At 61.2% G+C, this 16,090-nt stretch carries 17 protein-coding genes; 6 read left to right on the forward strand and 11 right to left on the reverse strand.

What is annotated here, in order from left to right:
- Positions 1-563 precede the first annotated feature (563 nt).
- Positions 564-1,397: an EamA family transporter gene (locus V5F78_RS10530; protein ID WP_394068288.1), complete on the forward strand. Its 834-nt coding sequence runs from the start codon at positions 564-566 to the stop codon at positions 1,395-1,397.
- 343 nt (positions 1,398-1,740) lie between these two features.
- On the opposite strand, the gene V5F78_RS10535 is transcribed toward V5F78_RS10530, so the two are convergent.
- On the reverse strand, positions 1,741-2,352 hold the full coding sequence (locus V5F78_RS10535; protein ID WP_394068286.1) for a GNAT family N-acetyltransferase: 612 nt from the start codon (positions 2,350-2,352) through the stop codon (positions 1,741-1,743).
- 23 nt (positions 2,353-2,375) lie between these two features.
- On the reverse strand, positions 2,376-3,845 hold the full coding sequence (locus tag V5F78_RS10540) for an MFS transporter (protein ID WP_394068284.1): 1,470 nt from the start codon (positions 3,843-3,845) through the stop codon (positions 2,376-2,378).
- A 151-nt stretch (positions 3,846-3,996) separates the two neighbouring features.
- Here V5F78_RS10540 and V5F78_RS10545 point away from each other — a divergent pair, with 151 nt between their 5' ends.
- Together V5F78_RS10545 and V5F78_RS10550 are read left to right on the forward strand one after the other, a co-directional pair.
- Positions 3,997-4,524, forward strand: coding sequence for a TetR/AcrR family transcriptional regulator (locus tag V5F78_RS10545; protein ID WP_394068283.1), 528 nt, complete (start codon positions 3,997-3,999; stop codon positions 4,522-4,524).
- Between the two features lie 429 nt (positions 4,525-4,953).
- Positions 4,954-5,409, forward strand: coding sequence for a DUF3788 domain-containing protein (locus tag V5F78_RS10550; protein WP_394068281.1), 456 nt, complete (start codon positions 4,954-4,956; stop codon positions 5,407-5,409).
- Between the two features lie 164 nt (positions 5,410-5,573).
- Here the strand turns inward: V5F78_RS10550 and V5F78_RS10555 are convergent, their stop codons facing one another.
- Both V5F78_RS10555 and V5F78_RS10560 read right to left on the reverse strand, forming a co-directional pair.
- Positions 5,574-6,182: an NIPSNAP family protein gene (locus V5F78_RS10555; protein WP_394068279.1), complete on the reverse strand. Its 609-nt coding sequence runs from the start codon at positions 6,180-6,182 to the stop codon at positions 5,574-5,576.
- Between the two features lie 3 nt (positions 6,183-6,185).
- The gene (locus V5F78_RS10560) at positions 6,186-6,521 is read right to left on the reverse strand and encodes a YciI family protein (RefSeq protein ID WP_394068277.1); all 336 of its coding nucleotides are present in this window, start codon (positions 6,519-6,521) and stop codon (positions 6,186-6,188) included.
- Positions 6,522-6,629: 108 nt separating this feature from the next.
- Here V5F78_RS10560 and V5F78_RS10565 point away from each other — a divergent pair, with 108 nt between their 5' ends.
- Positions 6,630-7,541, forward strand: a complete 912-nt coding sequence (locus tag V5F78_RS10565; RefSeq protein WP_394068276.1) for a LysR family transcriptional regulator — start codon at positions 6,630-6,632, stop codon at positions 7,539-7,541.
- Between the two features lie 200 nt (positions 7,542-7,741).
- Here V5F78_RS10565 and V5F78_RS10570 read toward each other — a convergent pair whose 3' ends face one another.
- From V5F78_RS10570 to V5F78_RS10580, 3 genes are all read right to left on the reverse strand, one after another.
- Positions 7,742-8,860, reverse strand: coding sequence for an FAD-dependent monooxygenase (locus V5F78_RS10570; RefSeq protein ID WP_394068275.1), 1,119 nt, complete (start codon positions 8,858-8,860; stop codon positions 7,742-7,744).
- 425 nt (positions 8,861-9,285) lie between these two features.
- Complete coding sequence (locus V5F78_RS10575; RefSeq protein WP_394068273.1) at positions 9,286-10,221, reverse strand: alpha/beta fold hydrolase; 936 nt, start codon at positions 10,219-10,221, stop codon at positions 9,286-9,288.
- Positions 10,222-10,268: 47 nt separating this feature from the next.
- Positions 10,269-10,907 carry a TetR/AcrR family transcriptional regulator gene (locus tag V5F78_RS10580; RefSeq protein ID WP_394068520.1) on the reverse strand — a complete coding sequence of 213 codons (639 nt, stop codon included), beginning with the start codon at positions 10,905-10,907 and terminating at the stop codon, positions 10,269-10,271.
- 153 nt (positions 10,908-11,060) lie between these two features.
- On the opposite strand from V5F78_RS10580, the gene V5F78_RS10585 reads away from it, so the two are divergent.
- Entirely contained in the window at positions 11,061-11,972 is a 912-nt protein-coding gene (locus tag V5F78_RS10585) for a formylglycine-generating enzyme family protein (protein ID WP_394068271.1), read from the forward strand.
- Between the two features lie 26 nt (positions 11,973-11,998).
- Positions 11,999-12,916, forward strand: a complete 918-nt coding sequence (locus V5F78_RS10590) for a LysR family transcriptional regulator (RefSeq protein ID WP_394068269.1) — start codon at positions 11,999-12,001, stop codon at positions 12,914-12,916.
- On the opposite strand, the gene V5F78_RS10595 is transcribed toward V5F78_RS10590, so the two are convergent.
- Genes V5F78_RS10595 through trbF form a run of 4 tightly spaced genes read right to left on the reverse strand, consistent with a single transcriptional unit; the run spans position 12,880 to position 16,089 of the window.
- Positions 12,880-13,134, reverse strand: coding sequence for a DUF2274 domain-containing protein (locus tag V5F78_RS10595; RefSeq protein WP_394068267.1), 255 nt, complete (start codon positions 13,132-13,134; stop codon positions 12,880-12,882). The genes V5F78_RS10590 and V5F78_RS10595 overlap by 37 nt on opposite strands.
- The gene (locus V5F78_RS10600) at positions 13,131-14,333 is read right to left on the reverse strand and encodes a TraB/TrbI/VirB10 family type IV secretion system protein (RefSeq protein WP_394068265.1); all 1,203 of its coding nucleotides are present in this window, start codon (positions 14,331-14,333) and stop codon (positions 13,131-13,133) included. The genes V5F78_RS10595 and V5F78_RS10600 overlap by 4 nt, the downstream gene beginning before the upstream one ends.
- Entirely contained in the window at positions 14,330-15,403 is a 1,074-nt protein-coding gene (gene trbG / locus V5F78_RS10605) for a P-type conjugative transfer protein TrbG (RefSeq protein ID WP_394068263.1), read from the reverse strand. The genes V5F78_RS10600 and trbG overlap by 4 nt, the downstream gene beginning before the upstream one ends.
- Positions 15,400-16,089, reverse strand: a complete 690-nt coding sequence (gene trbF, locus V5F78_RS10610) for a conjugal transfer protein TrbF (protein WP_394068261.1) — start codon at positions 16,087-16,089, stop codon at positions 15,400-15,402. Before trbF ends, trbG begins: the two co-directional genes overlap by 4 nt.
- Position 16,090: the final 1 nt, after the last annotated feature.

The following is a 16,090-nucleotide window of genomic DNA, read 5'->3' on the forward strand; positions in this document are numbered from 1 at the left end:
TTGCTCACTTGGCCGCGGCGGGTCAACAGCCGACATCTGTTTCGCGGCCGATCTCGGCAAAGGATCCAGGCAGTGCCTGTTTAGTTGGGCTATAATGGGCTACGGAGTAGACGCGGTGCTTATCAGGGTCCCGCCAAACACCCCCGGTCACACGCCACAGGTTCATTCGCCTTGATCAGCGTCGGACATAGACATAGCGGAATCGGGAGCGAAGCTTTCCTGCCGTTCCTACAGCGAACGACGCGACCCTTAAGGGACATTCGTATGTCCGAATTCAGCACGCGGATCGATCCGTGCTCTAACTTTGGGCTGATGGCGTCCAGCGCCAGGCGGCTTTGGCCGCCGAGGGGAACGGATGTGCGCCGCGTCGCCGGCGAGGAGCACCGCATCCAAACACCTGCGCGAAAATTCAATGGTCTGAGGTCGTTCCATTTTCGGGAAACTAGGTTTGCTGCCGGTGACGGCAGCCACCAAAGCGATCGAGTCTAGAGAAAAGCCCGTGCATCCCAACTGGCGGGATTTCTCCACAGACAGGCGCGGCGCAGACCTTTATCGATAGCTGAATGAGCATGACCGTCTTTGCTATCGTGTTGCTAGCCGCAGCCCTCCACGCCTCATGGAATGCGATCGTGAAGCGGGGCGGCGACACTCTTCTTACCACGATACTCGTAACGGCATCTGCAGCCCTGATCGCAGTGGCAGGGCTGCCATTTCTTCCACGCCCGTTGCCGGCAAGCTGGCCGTTCATAGCGGTATCGACGATCTTGCAGGTTGCCTATTTCGTGCTCGTGGCACGAACCTACCGTGTGGCCGACATGAGCCTCGCCTATCCGCTGATGCGCGGAACGGCACCGCTGTTGGTTGCCTTGGCTAGCCTCGCCCTGATGGGCGAGCCGTTATCGCGATCCGCTTGGCTCGGCGTCGGCACCATTTGCATAGGTATCCTCAGCATGGCGAGTGCTGCGCGACAGGCGAGCAAAGCCGGGGTTGCCCTCTCACTTGGCAACGCCATCGTCATCGCCGGGTATACGCTGATCGACGGGATCGGCGTACGGCGCTCAGGAGCGCCATCCTCGTATACCTTGTGGATATTTCTGCTAACCGGACTCGTGTTGGGCGGATGGACGCTCGCGACGCGACACCGGGCATTCCTCCACTACGGCCGACAGAATTGGCAACTTGGATTAGTGGGCGGAGCCGGCACAATCGGTTCCTATGGCTTGGCGCTCTGGGCGATGACCGTGGCGCCGGTGGCCGTAGTAGCGGCGTTGCGCGAAACTTCGATCCTGTTCGGTGTCGCCATTGCCGCCTTGTTCCTCCGCGAGAGAGTCGGCACGGCCAAAGTGGTAGGCGTCTTCATCATCGCGATTGGAGCGGCGGCCCTGCGGCTGTCATAAAGGTTCGCCGCGCGTACGGCGGCTCTAATCCAGAGCGGTCATCGGGGGGCATTCGGGAAGGGCCGACTCTGGTTGAAAACGGCATCACCATAGGCAACCTAATGGTCGCTTCGGCATATTGGCTCTCCGGCAGTCGACCGACCACTTTCCTCAAGGCCTAACCGTTTAGAAAATAGCCCATCACCGGAATACGCAACGTTTGTTTTTAGAGGGCTATTGAGTAGGCATGGTGCTCATCTTCATCGGGCATGGCCCGCCAAACCTCGTCGATTGTCCTCTGTAGTGCGATATAGCTGCCGACCGCCGTCGCCTAATCTATACCCACCCCGTCAAACACCGCCGTTTATGTGCCACTGCTCGACGTCTCGGCGCCTGCGACGCCGGTCATGCCAAGCGGTTGACCAATTGCTGTAGCACCAGACGTCCACTCGCGGCGCAGGATGGCGTATTGCATGGTGTTTTCGTAGATCGGATTGCCTGCATCGTCATTGGTGAATGATACGAACTCGATGAACACGCCTTCCCGGCGCATACCAAGCTTTTCGCAGAGGCGCTGCGAGGGCTTGTTGTGATCTTCGACATAGGCATAAATTCGGCGAAAGCCCTTTGCCCGGAAAAGATCGTCGAGCAGGGCCCTTGCGGCTTCGAACGCATATCCCTGACCACCGAATTGCGGATTGAGGTTCCAGCCGACCGAGGCCGTCTCGTCCTCCTCACCCTCTCCACCCCCGCCGAACAGATCACCGATGACCTGACCGGTCTGCTTCAGGCATATCGCCACGCAGCCCTCGTCGAGCGCGCGTTTCCTGACCTTCGCCTCAGCCTCGGCCAGATCTGCCAGCGTGAGTGAGAGGAAGCAGCGGGCCGTGGGCGCGCGCAGATAAGCGAAGAGATCCGCTGCGTCGCCCTCCCGGAAGGGCCTGAGGATCAGGCGCTCGGTTTCAATGATCTGCATGTCCGATACTCTGGGAAAGCCTGTCAATGATGTGCAGTGGACACTGTGCGATACCCGGCGAGGGTGAAGAATATCACGACCGCCAGCGCCGCGATCACCACGCCAGCCGTCGTCAGGAGGACCGTGTGCGTTTGGGTGAAGGCAGCCTTGCCGGCCTCGATCAAGAGCGCGCCCTGCTCACCCGGGAGCGCGCTGGCGACGATATAGGCATCACCGATCGTGCGGGAGGCCTGGTCGGCCAAGGCCTGTGACAGGTTGGCGGGTAAGTCGATGGCGCGACTATATGCCCTCGACATGAAGACGCCGAAGAGGGTGATCCCGAGACCGGTGCCCAGCTCATAACCCGTCGCCTCCAGCGAGCCCGCAGCGCCGCCCTTGCTGGCATCAATGGAACCCATGATGGCGATCGACGAGGCCGTCAGTGCGATGCTGAGCGTGAGCCCGAGAGCGGCAAGCGCGAACGGAACAAGGAAACCCGGATCGTGGAAGTCGCTTTGCGCGAGAAACGCCAGCGCACCTGCCGAGATCGCAAGCGAAAGCGTGGCGACCAGCCGCAATCCGAACCGGTTGGACAGATAGCCCGCGACTGGGCCGCCTATGGCTGCCGCCGCCATGATCGGGATCATGAAAATGCCGGCCTGCAGCGGTGTCTTGACCAGCACATATTGCAATTCCTGCGCCAGCGTCAGCTCGACGCCGGCCAGCGCGCCCGATGCGACGAGGGCCATGATCAGGCCGGCGACGATCGCGGGATGAGACAAGAGCGACAGGTCCAGCATCGGCTTGGACGAGCGAAGTTGCTTGCGCACGAACAGCGCCAGAGCCGCAAGGCCGAAGACAAGGACGAGGATTATGATCGGCAGAGGCTGCTTGCCGCCGAACCCGGCCTTGATGCCATAGACGAGTGATATCATGCCGGCGATCAGCAGCAGCGCCTGGCCGATCGCCCACTTGCCGGGCGTCGTCTGTTCGATGCGCGGGAGCAGGAGATAACAGGCCGGGGCGACCACCAGCATGACCGGCACATTGACCAGGAAGACCGAGCCCCACCAGAAGTGCTCCAGAAGCGCGCCGCCGACGAGCGGCCCGACCGCGGCGCCGGCGGCTCCGACCATGCCCCAAAGGCCGAGGGCCATGGCGCGCTCGCCCTCATCTTCGAAGGTCTTGCGGATAAGGCCCAGCACGCATGGCATGATCATCGAGCCGCCCAGAGCCAGAAGCACGCGCGCGGCAATCAGCATGGCGGGGCTTTGCGCAAAGGCGGCGAATGCCGAGGCAACCGCGAAGGTGACAAGGCCGATGAGCAGGATTTTGCGATTGCCCACCCGGTCTGCGAGCGTGCCCATCGGGACCAGAAGCCCTGCCATGAGCAGCGGGTAGATGTCGATGATCCACAGCACTTCGGTGCCGGAAGCATTCAGCGATTGCGTCAGCGTCGGGACGGCGACATGCAGGATTGTCATGTCGAGGACGACCGGGAGGAAGGCCAGCATGACAGCAACGAGGACAAACCAGCGGTTGGCTGGGAGAGAAGCGGACGGCATCATTCACCTGAACAAGGATTGCGCTCGCTAATATAAATACATACGTATGGATTTCAATAACTGTCGGTGATGGAGGAGCGAGGCGTTGGGCAGAAAACCGATGATCACGCGTGAGGGATTGCTCGAAATCGCGGAAGGGATCGTTCGCAGCGAAGGCGCAGCCGGCCTGACCATCGATGCCTTGGCCAGGGCAGCCGGCATCTCGAAAGGCGGCGTCCAGTACTCGTTCTCATCGAAAGACGACCTGGTCCGCGCGCTGATCGAAAGATGGACGCACGGGTTCGATGAACTTCTGGGTGAAATCGACGACGTTCCGCCGGCCGATCTGGTCCGAAAGTACATCAAGGTCATGCGCAGTTCGCAGGCGGCCATGAACGCCAAGATGGCCGGGCTGATGATCGCCTACATCCAGAACCCGCAAAACATCATGGAAACCCGCCAGTGGTACCGCTCCATGTTCGAGCGCCTGGGCGGTGGAACGAGCGATGCCCAGGCAGCCCGGGTCGCCCTGCTGGCAGTCGAGGGACTCTTCCTGCTGCGCATTGTCGGCATAGATGAAGACGGGGAATGGAGTGCTTTTCTCGACGACGTGGAGAGCGTCTTTGAGCGCCTAATAGAGACAAGCTAAAGCGCCATCAGACACGGGTTTGGAACGAAAACGCCGAGGACCGGTACGGCGAAATGATAGGCCTTTCTGCAACGATGAAGGAGATCGTCTTTGAATGTTGTTGTAGCCGTCTGACTGCACCGCTTTTGCGCCATTGCCTATCGCATTAGTTTTGGAGGCTATAGCGTAGATGTTGTTCTCCGCTTCTTCGTCTCCGGTCCGCCATTTGCCGCCGATTGCCCTCTATGGCGCGATATTGCCGCCGATCACCGCCTCGCCACCAAACAACGCGGAGAACCGCCGTCTTGCAGCCCGATGTGTAAAAGGCCGCGGGCGGCAGGATGCTACTCCTTTGCTGACCATTCCCGGTGCGACGCCCACCGAGAGTTCATAACCCTTTCCCATCCTTGTTGAATTTGCGATGCTCTCACGGCGACGAGGGATTGCTGCATGGAATATTCGCCCCAGGCCGGAAGCCGGATCACCGACAAATCAGCGCCGCCAGACGATACGACTATCCGCGACTGGATGGGGCCGGACGCGTTCAAGCAGTGGGTCACGTTGCGGGATTGGATCAAGGTAACATATCCCGGCGTTTTCACTCCCGATTGGATTTATGGCGGCAAGAAGCACGGCTGGTCCCTGCGCTACAAGAAATCCAAGGCGTTCTGTACGTTCCTGCCCGAATACCGGGCCTTCTCTGCCGTAGTCGTGTTGGGAGGGGCAGAGCGGGAGAAGGTTGAGGCGCGGCGCGATAGCCTGAGTCCCCGCCTCATGGCGCTTTATGATGAGGCGGAGACATATCGAGATGGCAAGTGGCTGAAGATCGGCATCTCGTCGGCAGAAGAACTGAAGGATGTCACCGAGCTTCTGACGCTCAAACGCCCTCGCAAGGCCGGCGCCTGATCAAGACCAAGGTCCGCTTCGCTCGCATCCTGCGTGTTCTGATCCGCGGGGCGAATGGCTGCTCAGGGCAAAGCGGATATTCCGACCCGTACTCACTACCACGGCTTCGCCGTAAGCTATCGGTTTGCGTGCATTCGGCGCCCCGTCCGAAAGCAGTGGTTAGCTCACTCGCCCTCGGGCAGTGCAATGACCGAAATCGCCTCGAGGATGTTTTCCGGCCCCCCCTTCGGCGGCCAGATTCCCGCGGAGTAGGCGGCGGTTCGCAACGCTGCACGCTGTGCGAGGCTATCGAACCCCCAGACGTGGGTAATCCGGGGCGGCCCGTCGAGTGCATACATGTTGATCATCAGGTGCGCCGTGTAGTCCCGAGCCGGCGCGATCGCGGCTTCCCAGCCGGCGAGCGTCGGCGGAAGGCCTCCAGGTTTTAGCTTGTAGGTACGGAATTCGTAGACCGCGTCATGGGCGGCGGCTCGCGCCGGCGGCAGGAAGGGAAAGGGGCTGTAGCTGTCCATCTCCAGCGCCGTTATCACGCCGCCAGCGTTGAACGGATTGGCACTCGATAGCGCGCGGTGCCGCTCCCGTTGCAGGGCGTCTGCGTCATCGAAGCGGCGCAAGATCAGCATGCGTCCGAGTGGGCCAATCTCCGTGCGCCAGCAACCCAACAGGGTGCCGGCGGCATCGGGCATCGAGACCCAGACCCGCGCAGCCTTCGCAACCTCCGACGCAGAAAGAAGTGGAAACGCCAGTGTCGTGAGTTCGTAGAATTCGCGCATCGTTCAGACCTCCAACGGCAAAGGGGCTTGGAGCCCGGGGAGATGCCCGGAAGACTCCGCCGCGAAAGCACCGAAGAGCGGGTCCCATTCGGTAATCGTCACGTTCTCGATGAGACCCGCGACGGCGAACGGATCCGCTGCCACGAGCGCCTCGACTTTAGCGCGATCAGGAACGGTGAAAATCAGAAAGCCGGATCGGTGCGGCGTGCCAATCAGGGGGCCGGATGCCCGTAAGCGGCCCGCCGCGACGAGGTCCTTGAGGTAGGCCACATGGGCAGCGAGGTGACAGTTCCATCCATCTCCGTCTGGATGTGCCATGATTGCGATAAAGAAAGGCATTCTCGTCTCCTGGTCGGTATGATCGTCTGCGACTGAGAAACAGATAGGTTGACGCACCAGAGTTATTAGGAGACGAAATCTTTCATGATTTGAAACCGGCAGTTTGGAATGATGGATCGTCTCACCAGCATGGCTGTCTTTGTGAAAGCAGCGGATCTCGGTTCCTTCACCGCGGCGGGGACCGCACTCGGTATCTCATCCCAGATGGTCGGCAAGCATGTGAGCTTCCTTGAAGAACGGCTTGGTGCGCAGCTCCTCCAACGATCGACCCGGCGCCAGAGCCTGACCGCAATCGGACAGACTTTCTATGAGAGCTGCCGCGTGGTGCTTGACGAGGTCGAGGCGGCGGAAGCCACCGCCCGCGAGTCCAGCACCACCCCGCGCGGACGGTTGCGCGTCAGCGCGCCGGTGACCTTCGGCAGCATCGCCCTCGCGCCCCTCATATCGGGCTTTCTGCGGATCTACCCGCAGGTCGAGATCGCACTCGACCTGACCGACCGCTACGTCGATGTGGTGGGAGAAGGGTATGACGCCGTCATCCGCCTCGGGCCGCTCAAGGATTCCGAACTTACCTCCCGCGCGCTCGTTCCCTACCAATTAATCGCATGCGCCTCACCCAGCTATCTTGCCACCCGGGGCACGCCACGAACGCCTGCGGACCTGGTTGGGCATGACTGCCTCGGCTTCGTCTTCGCCTCCGGGCAGTCATTCTCCGAATGGCGCTTCGACAAGGAGGGGCAGGTTCACAAGGTCCGGGTGCGCAGCAGGTTTCAGGTGAACGACGCGCGTGTGCTGCAGGCAGCCGCGCTGGACGGGCAAGGCATCATTCTGCAGGCCAACCTGATCCTGGCGGACGACCTCGCGGCAGGTCGGTTGGTGCAGGTCTTGCCCGATTATGAAACGCCCACGCGCGCCCTGCATATTCTGTTCGCTGCGACACGCCCGCCGACGCAAACGCTGCGCAGTTTCATCGATCACGTTGCGAGCCGCTTCGGAAAACATCCGGGCTCAACGCACTAATCAGCGCGACAGACGTCTCCGCCCGTGCCCCTGCACCTCGTTCGTCAGAACCAGGTGGGGATCTGCGGCTAGGCCACCTTAGCGTATCCGCGACGGACGCAGAGGGGACGACCGCTATCGTCTCCCGCGTACTTCCGGCGGCGCTAGATGTAGAAGCTATTTGTTCATCCGAGGAGCAACTGAGAAGCTAGGGCTGATGGTTAAGAGGATGTCGCGCGCCCGCTTCGCTTGCGGATGGCTTCCACGGTTCTTGGAACGAGAAACGCGATACCGAAGCTCACCGCGTCCGCTTGCGCTTGCTCAATGAAGGGCCGAAAGCTTTCGTTGTATTCTTGGAACGCCAATTCATGATCACCGCCGCATTTCTCGAATGCGGCGGCCAAGGCCGCCGCTCCATCTATGGCGAGTGATCCCCCCATCCCTGCGGCCGGGGACGCGCAATAGGCAGCATCGCCCACCAATGCCACCCTGCCTTTTGTCCAGGACGGCATTTTTATCTGGGACAGCACATCGAAGTAAAAATTATCCGTTTGCTTTACCCCGCGGAGAATTTCCTGGGTGCGCCAGCCCACACCGGAGAACTGTTCGAAAATAATGCGTCTCTTCTGTTCTTCGTCACGATAATCGTAGGCAATTTCGCTCTCGGAGAAAAACATCAGAATGATATCGGTTTTGTTGTTGTAAGCGCTCAACATAACCGCCTTGCCAGGTTCGTTATAGACTTGTGACGTGTTCTCTCGAATCAACAACTTGTCTACAATCGAAACCGAACCATAGGCTTCGAGAAAATGAGAAAACTCCTTCTCAGCGCCGAACCAATGCATCCTGGTGGTGGAGTGGATACCGTCGCATCCGAAAACCAGATTAAATGATCGCGGCGCCATTTTTGTGAAAGAGACGTCGATACCGTCTTTATGCTCTTTCAGAGATGAGATGCTGTCACCGAAGACAAATTCAACATCGTCTTTAACGGCATCGAACATCAAATTGAGCAATACATCTCGTTCGATTTCATACTCTTCGTCTGCCGGCTGGTCGGTATCCTCATTCTCGAGACCCGACCGTTCGGCAACGCCATCCGCATTCACCAACTCGGTCGGTTCCATATGCAGCCTGTTCGATGCGATCTGCTCGAACAGGCCCATACGCTTCACGATGTCGATGGTATTGCCGCGGATATTGACGGGCGTGCCCCCTCTCTTGAGACCTTCGGCGATCTCAACGACGGTCACGTCGTAGCCCTGCCTTTTCATCCAGAAGGCGGTTGCAAGCCCGGCGAAGCTCGCTCCGGAGACGAGTATATTTCTGCGGTTGTTCATGCGCGTCGGCTCCGGTTTCGGGCCTTAGGTGCAAGCCCACAATGATATATCTAGTACTTTATGGTACTTAGTACATAATAAATCTTGGGTTGGAGGTCAACGCCTATCGAGCGCCGGTCCGGTCCCGTTCGCACGCCGGTTCGGGTCGGCGTCCAGATACTGCGCAGGCGCATGAAAGGAGTTGGTGGGTCTGTCGTGCGGGTTGCACGAAGCTGATGTTTCGCCACCTGGAAATTCTGCGGATGGGATCGGCCTGTTGGCCGATCTTGGCGTGCAATTCCTTTAGGTCAGGCCCCGCCGCCGGCGCCTGAGCCGCGTCAGCGCCGAACGCGCCTGCCGGAAGTTGCTCTTTCCAGGCCGTGATCTGGTTGAGATGCACGTCATACTGCGTCCCCAGCTCACGCTCAGCTATCCGACTGCGCGTCTCACGTCAGGCCGCCGAGAAAGCCGAGGAGCGCAGCATTCACGATTTCAGGCGCTTCCCGCTGCGGCCAATGGCCAATGTCCGGCAATTTTGTGAAGCCGCGCAGGCCGGGCAGGAACTGGCGCAATCCTGCTTCGGTGCTTGGGCGAATGCTATTAAGTCCGTCCAGTTCGCCGACCAGGAAGAAGGATGGCTGGCGTATCAAGGCACCTTTAAATGGGGCCGTCAGGTCGAATCCACTCTGGATAGACCGATAATAATTAAGGCCTCCACGAAAGCCCGTACGCTGAAACTCGGCGACCGCATATGCGACATCCTCCGGGTCTGCCCATGGGGGTATGTCGACGGGCGCCTTGCGGGTCATTGCGCGTTCGGTATCGAAGGGATTCCATCGATCCTCGGGCGGTGGGCTTCCTGACGTCCAGTAAAGCACCGACGGGTAAGTTATGGCGGCGTTGGCCCAGCTATTGTCGGACTCCGGCCGCATCTGGGAAAACATATAGAAGCTGTCACGACCGGCTTTTCGGAGCGTCTCTATAAAGCTCAGGTCACCTCTCGGCAGATAGGGTACGCTCATACCGAAAACGGCGGCAAATCGATCGGGGCGCATCAATGCTGCGTTCCATGCGACGTTTGCGCCGAAATCGTGGCCAACGATTGTGACCTCGGGGAGGCCAAGAGCATCGATCAATCCCACAAGATCGCCTACCGTATGGAGCGGTGTATATTGCAGGGGATCTTCCGGCGCAGAACTGCGCCCATAGCCGCGCATATCCAGTGCGATGGCACGGTAACCCGCCGCGGCGATCGCTTCCATCTGCAAGCGCCACCCGCGCCAAAGGTCGGGAAAGCCGTGACAGAACAGCACGGGCTTGCCAGAGCCCAGCTCAACAACGTGCAGATCAATTGCGCCAACCCGGATTTGCGAATGCTCCATAATTTCTCCGGAATTTGCAATTGAGAGAGCAGGCAGAAGGTGACCGCTCAGGCGTAAGGCGTGCCTGCCATTGCGGCTTTCAAGCCGATGGTTGCCTTATCAACGATAGCGAGGAAGGTGACCTTCGCTTCAGCTTCATCTCGGTTTTGTCGAAAGACCTCGTGACCCTGAATGAACGCCACGGTCCACGTAGCGAGGAGCAGGCCAGCCGCCAAATGGGCGTCAGGATCGGTAGGCTTCCTGCCCGCGCATTCGGATAGCGCCACCGCCACGACTTGTGCGAACTCGTCGCGTACCGCCCTGGCCCGAGCCTTGAGGGTCTCGCTGCGCTCGATCGTCTCTTTGAAGCTCTGAGTCGTCGCAGAGAATTCAACAAAGCGGCTCTGTTCGGAAACCAACCGATGAGCCAGCAGACGCAGCGCCTCGATCGGAGCGACGCGATGATCCCGCTCCCGCAAGGCTTCGCGCAGCAGCTCCATACCCTCCTCATTGCGATCGAAGAACATGTCCTCTTTGCGGGGGAAATGATTGAACACGGTCATCCGTCCGACGTCTGCGGCGTCCGCGATCTCGTCCACCGTTACACGGTCGAAGCCGTGCTCGTGAAAGAGGCGCGTGGCGGCGTCGGAGATGGCTTGTCGAGTGGCAAGGCGCTTACGGGATCGCCGGTCGGGAGTTGCTGACATGACGCCATAGATAGCACGAAAGCGGTACTCGGTATAGATTGGTATTGACTTAACCGGTTCGATCATGTGCACTGAGTACATAATGGTATCCGATCCGCCTATGGAAGCTAGAGCGCGGCGACGGAAAGCCAAGAGAGATCGGAGGAAGACGTCATGCCGAGTAGGGAACCGTTGAAGCTGCCCGAGGGGCTCCGCCTCGCGGGCCAGGACGTGCCGGCGGCAGACGGGAAGCAGGTGCAACTCTACCTGTTCCGGTTACCGGAAGGCTCCGACATGGAGATGGTCGCGGTGCCGGCGGGCGACTTCGTCATGGGAACGGACGATTCGGATGCGCCCGACTGGGAGAAGCCGAAGCACATCCACCCCGTCGAGCATTCCTATTGGATTGGCCGCAATGCCGTGACGCGTGGGCAATTCAGCGCGTTTTGTACCGCGACAGGCAGAGCCGAGCCCGAGAAGTCCTACTTCGACGACGAGTTGGTCGGGGACAGGGATCTCCACCCGGTGATCATGGTCTCGTGGGATGACGCGAAGGCCTACTGCACATGGGCCGGGCTCGTGTTGCCGAGCGAAGCCGAATGGGAGAAGGCGGCACGAGGCGACGATGGCCGGAAGTATCCGTGGGGGATCGACTGGGACCCCACCAAGGCGAACTACCTGGACGCGTCGTGTCCAGGGGACAACATCATGATGGGCAACGGAAAGACACTAGACGAGCACATGGCGGCCTTTGGTGGTCGTGATTTGGATCATAACGACGGATTCCCTTACACCTCACCCGTGGGGAGCTTTCCGACGGGGGCGTCGCCCTACGGCGCGCTCGACATGGCGGGGAACGTCTTCAATTGGTGCGAGGACTGGTGGGACGAGGCGGGCTTCCCGCGTACCACCCAGAGAGACTTCTCGCCTCCCAAGAGCGGCTCGTGGCGGGTCGATCGTGGCAGCAGCTGGGGCAACCCCGGGCGCCTGGCCTGTCGGACCACCATGCGGTACGGGTACCCGCCGTCCGACCGCAACGAGCACCTCGGCTTTCGTGTTCTCCTGGGATCCGTTCCTGGCGACTAGAGGGGTAACTGAAGCGAGAGTCCCCCGTGGCCGTCGAGCTTCGAATGATGCGATGGGCGATTACCGCCGCCCAGTATCGTAGCCTGCGTCAAGCCGCCGAGACGCTTAACATTCGCCAGTCAACGCTTAGTCGCGGATTGAGGCAGCTAGAACACGAATTGGGCGCGGTTTTGTTCGAACGCACGAATGGTGGAACGCGGCCCACGCCTGAGGGCCAAGAGTTTCTTGAGGCTGCGCGGCACATCGTCGATGAGACCGAAGGTCTCGCGGCGCGACTAAAGACAAGGTCGCGTGGAGAAAGCGGTCGCTTGGCAATCGGCGTTCACGCCTCACTATCGGCCGGGAATCTCCGCGCGACATTGGTCGAACATCATCGCCGCTTCCCGGAGGTCCGCACCACTCTGGTCGATGGATCGAGCGACCATCTCATGTCCGATCTCGCGAATTCTGCGATCGACGTTGCCTTTGTCGCCGATCACGATCGTCGATGGAATGGAAAATCCCTTTCCGTGTGGAGCGAGCGTGTCGTGGTCGCCCTTCCAGAAGCACATGCGCTGTCTAGCGGCGATGCCGTCCACTGGCACGATCTGAAAAGCGAATTAGTGTTGCTGCCTCAACGCGGACCGGGTCCCGAATTCCGGAAGCTCCTCGCAGGGAAGCTCCGCCATTCCGACGCTTTCAAACTTCAGGAACACGATGTGTCTTTGGATCGGCTCTTAACGCTCGTCGGCGCTGGATTGGGTATTATGCTGGCGCTCGAGGGCGCTACGGGCGCCGGCTATCCGGGAGTTCTCTTCAGGGAGATCCATGACGATGATGCACCGACACGGCTGGGGTTTCACGCCCTCTGGCGTGGGGAAAACAGCAATTCGTCGCTTCGTCCGTTTCTCGACACGCTGCGCGAGCGCTATCCGGACCTTTCGGCGGAACCTCCGGGCGTCTGATCAGGACTTCGACGAGCCTTCGCGAACGCCCGGTCGGTTGCCATGAATCGCTGAATCATGGGTACGATCAATTTCGCCGGGACAGGCGCAGTTTGGTGGCTGGTCTGTCCGAGCAACTCGGCATAGGCGACAAGATCGCGATACACAGCAGCGGGCAATTCTATGCTAACTCTCACCGGCTTGTCGTCGCCCAGCGGTCCGAGCTTGAGCTTCGTCATGGCTTTACTCCCTGCGCATAAGGCGCCAGTACGAGGTCGCGCGTAACGATGACGCGCACCGGGAATCCCGGTCGAATGGTCAAGGTCGGCTGGATGTTGAGCTGACGCTGGACGATCTGCGAACCGGTCTGACTGATGCTGTTCGACGCGCCGCTGCGGATCGCCTGCACCAGGTTGTTCTCGTCTTGGCTCGTGCCGGCTTCGGCGCCGACGCTGAGCAGAGTAGACAACACGGCGGCCTTGAACAGCATGCCCCAATGGTTGTCGACTTCATCCTCAAGCCCGGCATAGCCTTCGGTGTCGGCACCGGGCTGACGCTCGAGCACGATCGACGTGCCGTCCGGCATGATGACGCGCGTCCAGACGAGGAGGATGCGGCTTTGACCGAAGGCGACCGAGCTGTCGTACTGGCCGATCAGCTTCGCACCCTGCGGGATCAGGAGATACTGGCCGGTCGGGCTGTCGTAGACGGCCTCGGTCACCTGGGCGGTGATCTGGCCGGGAAGGTCAGAGCGGATTCCGGTGATGAGCGCTGCCGGGATCACCGTTCCGGCCTGCACGACATAGGGCGAGGCCTTAGCTTCGAGACGGTCAGGGCTGACGGTACGCTTGTCCGGCGTGGCGTTGAGGAAGGCGGTCTTGCGATCCTGCATGTTCTGCGCCGATCCGGCGTCGACAGGCGGCGTGGGGGTCGGACCGCTTTGCGTCCCCGTCGCGGGCGGAGCGGCGAGACTCACCGGCTGCGGCTGTTGGTTGGTCTGGGCAAACAAGCGGCTAATGCGTGCGGCCTCGGTCTCCTGGGCAAGGCGCTGAGCCGCGGGATCCGGCGCGGAGCTGGGCACAGCCGTGTTCGGCGCGGCGCCGGTGTTCAGGATAGGCTTGCCGAGATCGCCGGGCAGCGGCGGCCCGAGTGGCGGCGCCTGCCGCGGCAGACCGGCGTAGTCCTTGGGCAGTCCGGCCAAGCCCTCGGCCGAGGGCCGGTTCTGAGTGCTCAGCAATTCCTGGCCCGACTGTCCCTTGTTGTGGGTTTGGAGGGCGTAGCCGAGCGCGCCTGCGACAGCGAGAGCCGACACGGCGCCGAGCGTTATCAGCACCTTGCGAGAGAGACGCGTGACACGCGGTCGTTCGCCTCGCAACCGCAGGTCGGGCGGCACGACCGGCGTCGGCGCCGGCTGTTGCTCTTCCGGTTCGTCTGTCATGACTGCGGCCTTCCGTCGGTGCGGACGATGCGGACGCGTCGCTCGCTGTCCTTGTCGCCGAGCCGCAACTCGGCTGCGGCAAACAGGCGATCGACGATGTAGTAGTTGCCGCGAACGCGGTAGTTTACCAGTTCGGACCCGCCGGCCGGACCAATGACGAAGAGCGGCGGCATCTCGCCCTGCCGAATGCCGGACGGAAACTCGATGAAGACCTTCTGGCCGTCGTCGAAGGCGCGCAACGGCCGCCAGGCAGGGTTGTCGCCCTCGATCGCATAGCGGAAGTTGATCGAAGCGAGATCGACGCCCGACGCGATCGGCGCCGCCGCTTCGGCAGAGGCGTTCTGCTGGCGCAGAGCGATGAGCTGGTCTTCCGGATACTGCCAGGAGACCGAGGCCATGTAGGTCTTCTCGGTCGAGCGCAGCTCGAGCAGGTAGGTCCGGCGATCGGTATTGATGACGAGATTCGTCACCAGATCCGGCCGGGTCGGCTTGACCAAGATGTGGACCTTCTTGGTCGGGCCCGCGCCGCTCTCCGTATCGCCGATGATCCAGCGCACGGTGTCGCCGGCGGCGACCGGCCCCGTGCCGACGAGTTGCTCGCCTTCCTGAAGGGCGATGTCGGTGATCTCGCCCGGCGCTGTGTAGGCCTGATAGAGCGCACCGGCTGAATAGGGATAAACCTGCACGGCATTGATGAAGCCGTTCCGCACCGGTTGGATGCGCGCGGCCGCATTGGCCTGGTTGACGCGCACGGCGGGATCGGGAGCTTCCGGCACGGCCTTGCCTGTGTTGAGCGGTTTCAACTGACCCGGCAGCGGCAGTGGCTTCGGCAGCTCGACGATCTTGACGGGCGCCGGTGGATCGACAGCGAGCTTTGCCGGCACGGCGCTGTCATAGTTGATATCGGGCGGAATGAATTTGTGGGCACAGCCTCCGAGCACAGAGACGGAGAGCAGCAAAGCCGTAAGGCCGGCTTTACGGAAAGACGTAGTCCCTCCTTTCCGGCTCTGCTGAATGGTGAAGAGACGCGAAGCCGGACCGCCGGCTTCCATGGAAATCGGCGGGGTCATTGTCCCAGCTCCTTCGACCAGTTGATTGCGGTGACGTAAATGCCGAGCGGATTCTTGCGGAGCACGTCGGCGGAGGTCGGCGTCTGAATCGCGATGGTGAGGATCGCGGTCCAACGGGTGTTGTCGGCAAGCGCGCCGTCCTGATAGCGATGCTCGACCCACTCGACCCGGAAGCTGGAGGGCGAGGCGCGGATCACGCTCGAGACGTCGATCGCGATCTGCTGCTTGCCGAGCTTGGCGAAGGGGTCGTTGGCGCGGGCGTAGTCGTTGAGCGCCTGCGAGCCCGAGGTGGTGGTGAAGTCGTAGGCCTGCAGCCAGTTCTGCCGCACGATGATCGGATCGGCCGGCAGCGCGCGGACCATCTGGATAAAGTGGGCGAGATACCAGGCGACTTGCGAATCGCTTGGCGTGTAGTCGGCGGCGGCGGGGGCGACAGCCTGCGCCTGGCCGAGCTTGTCGACCTGCACGACCCAGGGGACGATGCTGCCGTGGGTCGATTGCCAGACGAGACCGCCGGCGAGGCCCATGGACAGCGCCAGCGAGCCGAAGGCCATCAGCCGCCAGTTCTTCGCCTGCACCCGGGCCGAACCGATGCGGTCGTCCCACACCTGGGCGGCGCGCTGATAGGGGGTTTCAGGTTCGGGCGTCCGGCCATAGCGAACCGTGGGGCGGCGAAACAGCGCCATG

This window comes from Roseixanthobacter glucoisosaccharinicivorans (assembly GCF_043195095.2).
Lineage (GTDB): Bacteria > Pseudomonadota > Alphaproteobacteria > Rhizobiales > Xanthobacteraceae > NCEH01.